Origin of the sequence: Paraglaciecola arctica BSs20135 (assembly GCF_000314995.1) — a bacterium.
Taxonomy (GTDB): Bacteria; Pseudomonadota; Gammaproteobacteria; order Enterobacterales; family Alteromonadaceae; genus Paraglaciecola; species Paraglaciecola arctica.
The window spans coordinates 46,777-60,276 of record NZ_BAEO01000019.1 but is presented as its reverse complement, the minus strand read 5'-3'; the positions used below and the strand labels follow the sequence as shown (position 1 = coordinate 60,276).

Annotated in this window: 10 protein-coding genes; 8 read left to right on the top strand and 2 right to left on the bottom strand. The window is 39.3% G+C overall.

Annotation, left to right across the window (positions count from 1 at the left end):
- The 7 genes from GARC_RS26880 to GARC_RS07840 all read left to right on the top strand — a co-directional run.
- Nucleotides 1-1,204 (top strand): Ig-like domain-containing protein (locus GARC_RS26880; protein WP_226989080.1); only part of this gene is annotated, 1,204 nt, incomplete at its 5' end.
- Nucleotides 1,205-1,300: 96 nt separating this feature from the next.
- Nucleotides 1,301-3,475: a type I secretion system permease/ATPase gene (locus tag GARC_RS07865; protein WP_007618595.1), complete on the top strand. Its 2,175-nt coding sequence runs from the start codon at nucleotides 1,301-1,303 to the stop codon at nucleotides 3,473-3,475.
- Nucleotides 3,472-4,845: an HlyD family type I secretion periplasmic adaptor subunit gene (locus GARC_RS07860; protein WP_007618594.1), complete on the top strand. Its 1,374-nt coding sequence runs from the start codon at nucleotides 3,472-3,474 to the stop codon at nucleotides 4,843-4,845. The genes GARC_RS07865 and GARC_RS07860 overlap by 4 nt, the downstream gene beginning before the upstream one ends.
- 63 nt (nucleotides 4,846-4,908) lie before the next feature.
- Entirely contained in the window at nucleotides 4,909-6,279 is a 1,371-nt protein-coding gene (locus GARC_RS07855; protein ID WP_007618593.1) for a TolC family outer membrane protein, read from the top strand.
- On the top strand, nucleotides 6,269-6,925 hold the full coding sequence (locus tag GARC_RS07850) for an OmpA family protein (RefSeq protein ID WP_007618592.1): 657 nt from the start codon (nucleotides 6,269-6,271) through the stop codon (nucleotides 6,923-6,925). Before GARC_RS07855 ends, GARC_RS07850 begins: the two co-directional genes overlap by 11 nt.
- 15 nt (nucleotides 6,926-6,940) lie before the next feature.
- Complete coding sequence (locus GARC_RS07845) at nucleotides 6,941-7,651, top strand: transglutaminase-like cysteine peptidase (protein ID WP_007618591.1); 711 nt, start codon at nucleotides 6,941-6,943, stop codon at nucleotides 7,649-7,651.
- Between the two features lie 4 nt (nucleotides 7,652-7,655).
- The gene (locus GARC_RS07840; RefSeq protein WP_007618590.1) at nucleotides 7,656-9,578 is read left to right on the top strand and encodes a bifunctional diguanylate cyclase/phosphodiesterase; all 1,923 of its coding nucleotides are present in this window, start codon (nucleotides 7,656-7,658) and stop codon (nucleotides 9,576-9,578) included.
- Between the two features lie 184 nt (nucleotides 9,579-9,762).
- Here the strand turns inward: GARC_RS07840 and GARC_RS07835 are convergent, their stop codons facing one another.
- Both GARC_RS07835 and pmbA read right to left on the bottom strand, forming a co-directional pair.
- On the bottom strand, nucleotides 9,763-10,500 hold the full coding sequence (locus tag GARC_RS07835; RefSeq protein ID WP_039989108.1) for a substrate-binding periplasmic protein: 738 nt from the start codon (nucleotides 10,498-10,500) through the stop codon (nucleotides 9,763-9,765).
- Nucleotides 10,501-11,546: 1,046 nt separating this feature from the next.
- A complete protein-coding gene (pmbA, locus tag GARC_RS07830) occupies nucleotides 11,547-12,872 on the bottom strand; it encodes a metalloprotease PmbA (protein ID WP_007618587.1) in 1,326 nt (441 codons plus the stop codon).
- 85 nt (nucleotides 12,873-12,957) lie between these two features.
- Here pmbA and yjgA point away from each other — a divergent pair, with 85 nt between their 5' ends.
- Nucleotides 12,958-13,497 (top strand): ribosome biogenesis factor YjgA, encoded by a 540-nt coding sequence (gene yjgA / locus GARC_RS07825; RefSeq protein ID WP_007618586.1) that lies wholly within the window; start codon nucleotides 12,958-12,960, stop codon nucleotides 13,495-13,497.
- Nucleotides 13,498-13,500 lie beyond the last annotated feature (3 nt).

The following is a 13,500-nucleotide window of genomic DNA, read 5'->3' as shown; positions in this document are numbered from 1 at the left end:
AGCGACTGTGACAGTGAATGTGGCTAACGTTAACGTTCCGCCTGTTGCTGCAGATGACAACTTTAGCGTGGATGAAGGTCAATCTGTGAGTGGCAATGTTATCACCCATAATGACGGTGATGGCGTAGTGGATACAGACGGCGGTGACGGCGCGACGCTTACTGTCACCCAAGTGAATGGTGTTGATTTAATCTTTGACCCGGCGACAGGAATTGCGACGGTCGCGATTACAGACGGTAACTTACAGATCAAAGCCGACGGTAGTTTTACATATAATAATAGTGGTTTTGTATTGGGCTCAACTCCTCCTAGCTTCACCTATACCTTAAGTGATGGTTCTGATGTAGATACTGGGACAGCGACAATCAACGTAGTAGATTATGCTCCCGATGCCAAAGATGATATTAATTTTATCCAATTAGAAGAGAGGTATAACTCTGGAACTGCGAATACAGCTGTAACATCGGGGAATGTAGTTGATAAAGACAGTTCAGGTGATGTTAAAGATACCTCGGTTGATGGTTTTGGTATTCCTATCATTACTCAAGTTGTGTATGACGGTACCACCTATCTATTTAGTAATACTGTAACTTCTCATTCAATAACAACTGACTATGGCACTTTAACCTTGGCGAGCGATGGAGAATATAAGTTCCAAACGCCTCGTGGAACGGCTTTGCCTGATACGGATATGAATTTAAAGTTTGCGTATACCATTCAAGATGGAGATTTAGTTAACTCGGAAAAAGATACGGCAATTTTAACTATCAACATTAAAATACCAGTTGCACCCGACCCGTTATCGCATGATTTGGACACAGACTTCAATCAAACCAGCGGCCTAATAGACACAGATTTTGATTCGAAATCTTTCATAAATGCCGATAAAGCTACCTTCAAATTTTCTCCAGACTTAGCCGATTTAGGCGATATCTTAACGGATGACAACACCGACGGACTTGAAACTTATTTAGCGGCTATGGGTAAAGATGAAAGTGTTATGGACGGTATTGACCTAGCAGCGGCAACCAAAGATTCACCAATAGAAGCGGTTGTATTAGCAAAAGGTCAGAATGACTCAGATCATGACTTCTCTGCTACTGTCACTAATGGCTTGCTGGCAGGTGGCGGTACCATAATGAGTGATCAGGCCGCAGCCACAAACACACCTATCGCTGAATTCGACTCAGCAGAATTGTTATAGTAAGATTCTATTAGCGTGTAATTTTGCATAACACAGTCATATTTTAATTGATTGTGTTATGTTTGCTGTGTTTTGTTTTAAGGAATCTAAAACTAAGTGCAATCCTCGGTGCAACCTTCTACTCAGTGGACGATAAACGCATCACAGCGTTTAACCTCAGATCCTTTATTAGATAGTTTAGTATTATTAACCGAACACTTTGGCGATCCCTGTTCTGCCGAAGCCTTAACGGCTGGACTTCCCCTTACTGGCAGCCACCTAACCCCAGAACTTTTACCCCAAGCCGCCTCGCGGGCGGGGCTTAGTGCAAAGCTAGTTAGAAAAGGGTTAAACGAATTACCCTCAATGTTACTGCCTTGTATTTTAATGCTCAAAGACAAACAAGCCTGTGTGTTACAAGAGCTCAATCTGGAAGAAAACAAAGCTATAGTTACCTTGCCTGAAACGGGTGGTGAAGAACAACTTTCCATTGAAGAATTAGAATCTAATTTTGTTGGCTACTTGTTTCTTATCAAGCAGCAATATCGTGGTGACAGAAATTTTGATGTGTATATCAATGACTCGAAACAACATTGGTTATGGCAACACGTTAAAAGTGCAGCACCTATATACCGAGATGTGATTATCGCCTCTATTATGGTGAATATTTTTGCTCTGGTGTCACCACTTTTTGTGATGAATATCTACGATAAAGTTGTCCCTAATCTGGCCTTTGAGTCTTTGTGGGTTTTAGCGATTGGCGCTAGTGTGGCTTATATATTTGACTTTATTTTAAGACAATTACGGGGTTATTTAATTGACGTTGCAGGGAAAAAAGTTGATATAGAAGTGTCTTCCAAATTGTTTGCCAAAGTTGTGGGTATTCCATTAGAAAAACGTGCACCTAGTATTGGCGGCATGGCTAAGCAAATCACTGAGTTTGATAACGTTAGGGAGTTTTTCTCTTCGGCTACCATTACTGCTTTAGTGGACTTGCCTTTTGCCTTGTTATTTATGTTTTGTATCTGGCTAGTGGCCGGTGATTTAGTCTTATTCCCCATTGTTGCCTCGGTACTCATTATTGGATATACGATTATTACTCAACCTAAACTTCGGGCCGCTATTGAAGAAAGTAATAAATATTCTAGTTTACGTCATGGCCATCTGATTGAGTGTTTAGGTGCGTTGGAGTCGATTAAGGCAAACGGCGCCGAAGGTGTAGTTCAAAATGCTTGGCAGCAAATGATTGGACACACTTCTACTTGGTTACTTAAATCTAAAATGATCACCAACTCGGTGATCAATTTTGCAAGTTTTATCGTGCAGATTTCGGTGATTGGAGTGGTGGTGCTAGGTGTGTACCGCGTATCGGATAATTTGATTTCTATGGGTGGGATAATAGCCGCAGTAATGTTAACCGGTCGTGCCATTTCACCTGTAGCTAAACTTGCTGGTTTAATGACACGTTCTAATCAAACCATTAGTGCCTTAAGGCAGCTTGACAGTTTAATGGAACAAGAGGGGGAGTTTGAAGACAAAGCTCACCTTGCTAGCCGTCCTAAACTGTCGGGGAAGATTAGTGCTGACAGTGTCAGTTTTACCTATCCGGATACAAAAAACTCCGCTTTGCAGCCTATGTCGCTGGATATAAAACCAGGTGAAAAAATCGCCATAATTGGGCGTAATGGTTCAGGTAAAACCACCTTAGCAAAATTGTTGCTGGGATTGTACCAGCCTACAACCGGCAGTATTCGCTTTGATGGCTTAAATCATCAGCAGATACACCCTAGTGATTTGCGGCGAAATATTGGTTATTTACCGCAAGATATCATCTTATTTCATGGCACTATTCGCGACAATATTTTATTTGGTACTAAACAAGTCACTGAATACCAACTTATCAGAGCGGTACAACAATCAGGGGTGAATGCCTTTACCGACCATGAAACTCAAGGTCTGGATCAACAGGTAGGTGAAAGCGGCAATAATCTATCCCGTGGGCAGCGTCAATCGATTGCTTTGGCCCGAGCAATTCTAAATGCCCCACAAATTTTGTTGTTAGATGAACCAACAGCCAGCTTAGATGCGCGCGCCGAACAACAGTTTATTAAATCTATTAGTGCTACGGCGACTGACCGAACCTTATTATTAATTACTCACAAAATGGAGTTATTGTCTTTAGTGGATAGGATCATCGTTTTAGAGAAAGGTAAGTTAGTGATCGATGGTCCCAAAGACGAGGTCTTGAAGAAGCTCAAAGACGGTAAAAACAAATCGGCGGCTAACTTATGAAGGTTAGCCAAAAAGACTTAGAAATGGCCGATGATGTGTATGGGGCTATGTTAACTGAAGTGCCCAGCTTGCATCGTTTAATCATATGGTCCATGGCCGGTTTACTAGTCAGTTTTATTGTTTGGGCTTACTTTTCCGCATTAGATCAGGTGACTTCTGGCATGGGTAAAGTGATCCCTTCCTCACAAGTACAGATTATTCAAAGTTTAGACGGTGGGGTACTGCAAAAATGGTTTGTACAAGAAGGTATGCCAGTAACGAAAGACCAACCTATAGCCAGAATTGATGACACTCGATTTCGTTCAGATTTTGCAGAACAAAAACAAGAAGTTGACAGTTTGCGGGCTAATATTATTCGCTTAAGAGCTGAAATATCCAGTATTTTGGTGGGCAATAACGATGATTGGAAGTTGCAAATTGTAATAACCAAAAAGGTGCCTGTCTACCCTGAAGATCTCAATATCAATGCTGAGTTTATGGTGACCCAACAACAAGAAGAGTATTCTGGCAGATTGGATAACTTAATCAATCAGTTGGCTATCCAAGGCCAACAAATACAACAAAAAGAGCAAGAAATAACTGAACTAGAATCCAAAATAAACACCCTAGACATTAGTTATAAATTGGCCAAAAAAGAATTAGCCCTTACCACGCCTCTTGCCGAAAAAGGCATAGTATCAAAGATAGAATTGTATAAATTAGAACGCATAGTAAATGATCTCAAAGGTCAACTAGATGGTGTGCGACTGTTAACCCCGCAACTAAAATCGGCCTTACAAGAAGCAACATTAAACCGCCGTGAAACAGTATTGTCTTACCGAAATGAAGTCAGGGCAAAACTTAATGAACTACAAAATAAACTGTCACGAATTAACGAATCTCAGGTAAGTGCTCAAGATAAAGTCACCAAAGCATTAATATTGTCCCCAGTAGTAGGCACAGTAAAAACCATACATATCAATACTTTAGGTGGTGTAATAAAACCAGGCCAAACCATAGCGGAAATTGTCCCCACTGAAGACAGGTTAATGGTGGAAGCGAAAATTAAGCCCAGGGATATTGGTTTTATTTACCCTGGGTTACCCGCGATAGTTAAAATAACCGCCTATGATTTTGCCCGATACGGAGGGTTAACTGGTACAGTTGAACACATTAGCGCCGACACCACACAAGACGAAGAGGGAAATAGCTTTTATTTGATCCGTGTACGTACTGACGCTTCGAGTATTAAGAACAAAAACCAAGAAGAAATGCCAATTATACCGGGTATGATGACAAATGTAGACGTGATAACAGGTAAACGTACAATATTAGAATATATTTTAAATCCACTATTGCGGGCTAATGAAGCTGCACTTAGGGAACGATAACGAACCAGTACTTTAATTAAATAACAAAAACATGGAGTTTTTTATGAATAAAGGTAAATCACTATGCGTATAAAAGCATCAATTTGCTCATTATGCCTACTTGTATTGTCTGTTAATGGGCTGCATGCGCAAAGTTTAGAACAGGCCGTTGCCCTTGCGTTGGACACTCACCCAGATATTCGTCAGGCATTTGCGCGTTTCAAATCAAAGGAAGAAGATATCAATCGAGCCTCTGCTGGGTATTTACCAACAGTCGACCTTACTGCTGGGTACGGATACGAATACACCAACACGCCAGGTAATCGCTTATCAGAGTTGGGGTTCACTGATGGTGAAACAGAACTTGCACGAGGTGAATTTGGTGTCAGTCTAAGACAAATGCTGTTTGATGGTATGTTCACCAGTCATGAAGTTAAACGTACCAAGTTTGAGGCCAGTGCTGAACAATGGGCGTTAATCAGTACAGCTGAAGATTTGGCGTTGTCGGTTAGTCAGGCTTATTTAAATTATTTAAAAACCCAACAGTTAGTGACCTTATCCGAAAAAAATGTCGACTCACATAGAGAAATTTACGGTCAAATAAAAGAGCGTACCGATTCTGGAATGGGCAGTATCGCGGATCTATCTCAGGTAACGGGTCGTTTAGCCAGAGCTCAGTCTAATTTAATTGCCGCTCGTAACAATTATGAAGATGCACGAGCAGCGTTTATTAGCGTAACTAACATCATGCCAGATGATTTAGTTATGCCAGTGCCAGATGCTGATATGTTACCCGCCGACAGTGCTAGTGGTTTATCTTTTGCCATTGAGCGTCACCCTATCATCAAATCTGCTCAGCAAGATATTCAAGCTGCTCGTGCCTATAGTGGCTCGGTTAAAGCCAATTATTATCCGAAATTGTCTCTTGAAGTGGCAGCAAATGCTGACAACGATATTGCGGGTGAAGACGGGTTTAATAGAACCGGGTTAGATGTGGGTGGTCACCGCAATGATTTAACTGTGATGTTACGTATGCGTTATAATTTGTATTCGGGCGGCAAAGATGTGGCGCTAGAACGAGGCGCGGCTTATAAAACCACTGAAGCACAAGAAATAAACTACCGTGCCCATCGCGAAGTCACTGAGAGTTTTCGCCTAGCCTGGAATGCTTATGAAATGTTGGGGTTACAAAAACAGTACATTCAACAACATGTTGTTACCTCAAAAGACACCCAAGATGCTTATCAGCAACAATTTAGTTTAGGGCAAAGAAACCTACTCGACTTGTTAGATACAGAAAACGAACTTTTTCAGGCTCGTAAAGATTACTTAGATGCTAATTTTGATGAGTTAATTGCCAGATACAGATTATTAAATGTGACAGGACAACTACTTGAGTCATTAAGGGTCACTCGATCAACTGCATGGCAAGGAGAGCATGAATATGAAAACTAAGTTAAACATGAATAAATTAGTGTTAATTAAAGCTTTTTCAATTAAAAAATCAGCAGGGTTAATTTGTGCAGCAATGCTGCTAAGTGCCTGTGCCGGTAATAGCATAGTTAAATTAGAATCAAGTGTTGAACAATTACAAGATTTAAATGATCACGATCGAGATGGTGTTATTGAAGCACGAGATAAATGTGCAGAAACAGTGCTTGGCGCGACTATTGACAACTATGGTTGCGGTGCGCAAACCACTATAGTTGAACCATTTAAAGTGGATATTAAATTTACTAATAATTCATATGAGATACCTCCCTCAGCGCTTCCTAAAATTCAGAAACTAGCGTCGTTTCTTGAAAAAAATACGACATTACAAGTGCTAATTGAGGGACATACTAGCAAGGTAGGCAGTGCCGAACTTAATCAAATATTATCGATTAATCGCGCAAAAGCAGTGGAATCGATTTTGGTCAATGACTTCAATATTGCGAATGAGCGTGTATCGTCTCAAGGCTATGGTTTTCAGCGCCTAGCTGATTTAGCCGATACTGAAACAGCCCATGCTAATAATCGTCGCATCATGGCCGAGTTAAGCAAAACAGTGCAAGTGAATGATATGATATGGACAATTTATACGGTTGATCAAGCTATATGATAATCAGGGAGTAATATGAGGGCCAGCCGTTATATAACAGAGATGTTATCAAAAAAGCCAGTTCACGTATTATTCCTAAGTATGACTTGTTTGTCTGCTCTTCATGCCGATCCGATAACAACACTGGATGGCCCCAAAATTGTGGCTGCATTAGAAAAAAGTTATGGTGAACGAGCGGCCAAACGCGGTACAGCCTGGCTTAAATTGATGCAACCAGACATTAGTTTGTCAGAAAAAGATAACTTAGAAAAAGTGAATCGCTTTTTCAACATGTTCCACTTTATTGACGATATTAAGTTATGGGGTGTAAATAATTATTGGGCTACCCCAGTTGAATTTATCGGTGTGAATGGCGGGGATTGTGAAGATTACTCAATTGCAAAATATTTTACCCTGTTGGAATTAGGTATAAGCGATGAAAAAATGCGCATCACTATGGTCAAGGCGTTACACCTCAATCAATACCATATGGTGCTTGCATATTATGAGACACCGGCCTCAATCCCCTTGATTTTAGATAACATTGACGGTGTCATAAAACCCGCAACTAAACGTAACGATCTTATACCCGTATATAGCTTTAACGGTAGTCAGTTATGGTTAAACAAAGAAAGAGGTCGCAGCGTGTCGAGTGGAGACTCTTCGCGACTTAAGCGCTGGCAAGATGTGCGTCAGAGAATAACTACCGCAAAACTCAAACAACCTAAGCTTAAACTGGAGTTTTAAAGCAATGACCCTATTTCGACAAATAAACTCATTACTATTTGGACTTTTTCTACTGGTCATGATCAGTTTAGTTTATTTTCAGTTTACTCAGTCTCGAGATTTTATGAGTCAACAGATGCAATCTGATCTAAATAACACCATGACTTCCTTAGGGTTAATGTTACAACCCCATATAGAAACGGGGGATATGGTATCGGCTGAGACTTTGATTAATGTTATTTTTGAAGGAGGGTTTTATCGTAAAGTCACTTTAACCTGGTTAGCCGATGGTAAGGAACAAGTATGGGAAAATCCGGTGGTTATTGAAGGTGTTCCTCAATGGCTCATCGATTTAGAAGTTTTTGGCGTGCAAAAAAAGCAAAGTGTCATAACCTCTGGATGGATGCAATTGGCAACGCTTGAGATCGAAGCTCATCCGGGTCTGGGTTACCAACAATTGTGGCGGATCATGAACGACACAATCATGATTTTATCGTTGCTATTTATCATCAGTATATTTGTTCTTAGGTACAGACTTAATCGTATTTTAAAACCACTACATAACATAGCTCTGCAGGCCAAAGAGATGGGGCAGCGAAAATTTGGACAGGACATTGCCTTGCCTGAGACAACTGAATTAAAAGATGTGGTCATCGCAATCAATTCGATGTCTGGTCAACTAAAACAAGTGTTTGTTACTTTAGATCAAGAAGTGAGTGAGCTCAAAGAAGACAAACTTATTGATCAGGTTTCCCAGTTGCCAAATCGCCAGTATTTATCTGCGCAAATCAATAACTGGTTAAATGAGCCGGGATTCGGTGGGCTTATTTTAGCTAAATTCGACTGGTTAGAAGACATTCATAGTAAATATGGCTATCAAGGCCGAGACCAAATCATTAAGGTATTGTCTGCAAGGATGGTGGCTGAGTTACCAGGGATTGCTGAAGGTGTTATAGCTAGGATTGCTAATACCGAGTTTGCTTTTTTGCTTACCAAAGCTGAGCATCACCAAATTCAAAGTTATTTGCAAACACTGATCAGGATAATAAATCAGGAAATTTCTAAAGCAGGTTGTAATGCCAATACCAAATTTTCCTTGGGTGTAAGCCAGCGCATCGATAACATGCAGCCTTCTGATTTGTTATCACAATCAGACAATGCATTACAACAAGCCCTTAAAGAAGGCAAAGTCAGTCATTGGATAGATGCCCAGCAACCTCAAAAATATAACAGAGAGCAATGGCGCACTAAGTTAGAAAATGCCATAAACAACAATCACTTTATGTTTCAATGGCAAACAGTAAGCGCTATGCGCTCTGAGGAGATTATTCAACGAGAGCTGTATTGTCGGCTAAGTATTGACGATAAGGTTGTAAGTGCTGCTGAATTTATGCCGTTTATTGAGTTATTGTCTTTAGGTGGTCAGCTTGACAGATGTTTGCTGGAAACTATTGAACAACAAAATATTATAGCCCTGACCAAGCAACCTGTTGCTATCAACTTAACTCATGATAGTTTGCAGGAGCCTGAGTTTGCGCAATGGCTGACTAAGTTTCTGCAACAATCGAAACATAGCCAACAAATGTTGTTTGAAATGCCAGAATCTGCATTAATTAGTTCTTTTGAACAATGTCAAAAACTCACTGAAATAATACGTTCGGCTGGAGCAAAAATTGGTGTCGATCAGTGCGGTCGTCAAATGGGCTCACTGGATTATCTGCAAAAATTACAACCTCACTACATTAAACTTGACCAGTCTTTTGCATTCTATGAAAAGTTGAATCAAGGCAATGAAATGTGCCGAGCATTGATTAATGTTGCCAATGGTTTAAATATCGATGTGATCATTACCGGTATTGAAAATGCGGAACAATTACAACATTTTACATCCCTAAGAGCTGATGGTTATCAAGGTTATATTTCAGCACCAGAAGATATTTCCCAATAAGCCAATCCGTATAAAGAAGTGACCCCTCAGCCATTTTTTTATATGGATTTAGTATAAAAATCTTCTAGCAAGCTTTGTATTTCAGCTAATTGTCGTTACCTAGGTCGCAGTGAGTTTTTGATGCATCCTGAACTTATTCAATTTGCTTTGCCATCGAAGTTAACGTGATGCCAGTGAGTGGTATCTATTTGCCAGCCTTTATATGATGTCTAAGCGATGCTTCGAGTTCTCCAGAAATTTTCATTTGGATAATTATGTCATCGAGCAATTGTTTAACTTCAATCAGTTCAGGCCTTAAAATAATAGATAAATCTACAACATCAACCGGAAAGGGGGACTGGTATATTTTATCTGCTTGGAACTCTTCTGAAGACAATATAGTGAGTGCGTTAAATTCATGCATTACCGCCATATTACAGCGATTTATTTTTACCATATTTAACATGCTGAGTTGATTACTTGAGTCAATTCTTTGTAATTTTCCGCTAGAAAAATATTCCCTTAGAGCCGGATAAATATATCCTCTTCGAGTACAAACATTTACCCCTAAAATGTCCTCTAGTTTAAACTTGCCTGTAAATGGTTGACTACTATATAAATAACTACGATGTTTGGCGACAGGATGTGAATAGATTAATTTACCTGGGAATTTTAACCAATTGGAACTAGACAAGAAACTATCTATATCACCATTATACAAAAACGTTTCTGTGCGTATACGAAACGAATCAATATAATTAATTTGATAGCCATGTAATTGTTTTAGTTTAATTAATATATCGGGGATAACCCCTTTATACTCGGTACTGTTTTTTGTTAAATATACATAGGGTGGTGAGCCGGGAGAGTTAACCCCAAAAGTCAATTTAGATTCAGCTTGGCAAATGTTGCTTAGCAGCAATAAATAAAACAGATTCACCATTTTTAACCAAGACCGCATATTGAAGAGGTTACATCTATATTTTGTCACTTTGTAGAGTACGTCCGCTGAATAGTATGACGAATAAGTGCAGAGTAGATGTATTTTTGAAAAAAACAATGAAACGCTCACTCTTAATTAGAAATTAATGTCTTCACGCCTATTCAACTGCTTATAATCTTTATTCAAATCGACTCAATTATCTTTGATTTATGCAAAACACAGTGAAATTAATTCTCCGCTGAGGTGCTAATTTTAAAAGTCTTAAATAGACTTGAAGTTAATATTTAAGCTGCTACATTAGGCATATGAAAACACCAATTTACATTTTATTTTTAGGGAGCTTCGTCCTAAAATTCCCCGTTTAAACGGGTGCTTCCCAGCACCCACTTTTCCGCAGATTAAAACCTTATAACTCAAATTTGTAATTGAACCAATTTTATTGGCTGACCTAACTTAGGTGAGATGCAATTGAGCTTAATAATTTATCGTTATGTTTATGTAAAGATTACTAATTTGTAACTTAGAGCAGGTAAGCATTAGCGTGGATCCGTTTATGGCTAAAGTAAAAATGATTTGAGTTCATTTTGCAGGCACATAAACGAAGGTGTTTAACTTATCAATTATTTTAAAGGAGGTGAATGGCGTACTTTGTTTCTATAATTTTTTGCAAAAATATACTTAATTAATCTGTTATTTATTGGTAGGAGATAATATGTCTAAAAATGTAAAGAAAAAGCCAATTTTGTCGTTGAAAGAAAAACGAAAATTGAAAAAAGAAGCAAATACTAGCGAGGTGGTTAAGCCTAGAAAGAAAAAAGGTTAACTTGAAAAAACTACCATTAAAAGTCGCACTCTATATTAAATTTAGAGTGCGTTAATTTGCAGTTTTTTATGGACTGTCATGTTGATTGTTGATTAACAGTCAACATGACTATCTTGCGATAACCTGCTTAATAAATTATTTCTATTAAACCTGATGCTGGGGTTAAATTCACAACACTTTACTTAGTTTGATTACCCCATCAGAAGTTTATTTGGTATAGATTTTATTCGCCGGCAATCTGCATTTGTTCAATTAATATTGAGCCAGTTTGTATACTACCTCGGGTTTCTTGTGCGGCACCAATTGCCACAATATTTAGTAACATGTCCGCTAAGTTACCAGCTATGGTAATTTCGTGAACTGGGTATTGAATAATGCCATTTTCTACCCAGAAGCCAGCTGCACCTCTTGAGTAGTCACCTGTGACTATATTGACACCTTGGCCCATTAATTCCGTTACCAATAAACCTGTACCTAGTTTTTTCAGCATTTCTTTATCAGATTCGCCAGTATGTTGAATAAACCAATTGTGAATACCACCGGCATGACCCGTGGTTTGCATTTTTAGCTTGCGTGCAGAATAACTGGTGAGTAGATAGTGATTGAGTAGCCCATTGCTAACCACATCCATGTCTTGAGTTTTAACGCCTTCATGATCAAAAGGGGAGCTAGCTAGTCCTCTCAATATATGCGGGCGTTCGACAATATTGAGCCAGTTTGGTAACACCTGTTGGCCTAATTTATCTAATAAGAATGAAGATTTCCGGTATAAACTACCACCACTAATTGCGTTGATAAAATGTCCAAATAATCCTGAGGCTATTTCCCGATCAAATAACACTGGAACCTTGCAGGTTTTAACCTTTCTAGCTCCTAATCTGCCCAAGGTAAATTGTGCAGCCTCTCGACCTAATTGTTCTGGGCTAGTTAACTTGCCTGCTTCACGACCCACTGTATAGCTATAATCTCGTTGCATATCACCGTTTTGTTCACCAATCACCACGCAACTCATGCTGTAACGACTGCTGTTATAGCCAGCAATAAAGCCATGGCTATTACCATATACTTTAGTACCTAAGTTAGCGTTATAAGATGCACCATCTGAATTCGTTATACGTGGGTCAACGTCTAATGCACTAGTTTCAGCGGCAATCACTTGTTGTATTGCGTATTCGGTGTCTAGTTCAGTGGGGTGAAACAAATCTAGATCAGGGTAATCAAAAGCCATTAATTCTTTTTCGGCTAAACCCGAGCAATCATCGTCACTGGTATGTTTAGCTATTTCAATGGCTTTTTCTACAGTGAGTGTTAAGGCTTGGGGTGATAAATCGGCTGTCGAGGCACTGCCCTTTTTTTTACCTTGGTATACAGTGATACCTAGGCCACCGTCGTTGGTAAATTCAACCGTTTCCACTTCTTTTAGGCGTGAAGACACGGCAATGCCTTCGACTTTAGACATGCTCGCCTCTGCCTGAGTAGCGCCTTTGTCCTTGGCTAATTTTAAAACGTCTTCTACTATGCTTTGTATTTCAGCTAATTGTTGTTGCATAAGGCCTTCATTATTTGGCTACACTGTAGTTTATTATTGCTTGGGGGGTTACAATCTTCATTAGTGTATCACTAAAGATAATGTCATGGTCGCCCCGAAAAAAAACAAAGATGTAGAAGTTGAATTCGACGTTAATGAAGACGACGAACAACTCAGTAAAACCCAAATAAAAGCCCAAATGGTTGCAATGCAAAAGTTAGGGGAGTCTTTAGTTCATCTTGGTCAATCCTCTTTAGCCAAAGTGCCTATGGAAGAAGAGTTGCTTGATGCGGTGATGCTTGCCCGTAAAATTTTACGCAAAAAAGAAGGTTATCGACGCCAACTGCAGTTAATTGGCAAAATCATGCGTAATGTAGATATTACCGCAATAGAACAAGCTTTGAGCAATATTAAATCTGCTCATAAAAAATTAAATAATGCTTTTCATGAAATTGAAGTACTCAGAGACGATATTCTGAGTGAAGGTGATAGCAAAATTGAATCGGCCATTGCTGATTATCCTCTGCTTGACCGCCAAAAATTGCGTCAATATGTGCGTCAGGCCAATAAACAGCAAGCTGAAAATAAACCACCAAAAGCATCTCGTGAGCTTTTTCAATATTTAAAACAAATCATAAACGGATAAATA

Bases quoted from the DNA above. Each gene is read 5' to 3' on its own strand.
- GARC_RS07860 (WP_007618594.1), top strand. From the start codon at position 3,472: ATGAAGGTTAGCCAAAAAGACTTAGAAATGGCCGATGATGTGTATGGG.
- GARC_RS07835 (WP_039989108.1), bottom strand. From the start codon at position 10,500: ATGGTGAATCTGTTTTATTTATTGCTGCTAAGCAACATTTGCCAAGCT.
- GARC_RS07840 (WP_007618590.1), top strand. From the start codon at position 7,656: ATGACCCTATTTCGACAAATAAACTCATTACTATTTGGACTTTTTCTA.
- yjgA (WP_007618586.1), top strand. From the start codon at position 12,958: ATGGTCGCCCCGAAAAAAAACAAAGATGTAGAAGTTGAATTCGACGTT.
- pmbA (WP_007618587.1), bottom strand. From the start codon at position 12,872: ATGCAACAACAATTAGCTGAAATACAAAGCATAGTAGAAGACGTTTTA.
- GARC_RS07855 (WP_007618593.1), top strand. From the start codon at position 4,909: ATGCGTATAAAAGCATCAATTTGCTCATTATGCCTACTTGTATTGTCT.
- GARC_RS07845 (WP_007618591.1), top strand. From the start codon at position 6,941: ATGAGGGCCAGCCGTTATATAACAGAGATGTTATCAAAAAAGCCAGTT.
- GARC_RS07850 (WP_007618592.1), top strand. From the start codon at position 6,269: ATGAAAACTAAGTTAAACATGAATAAATTAGTGTTAATTAAAGCTTTT.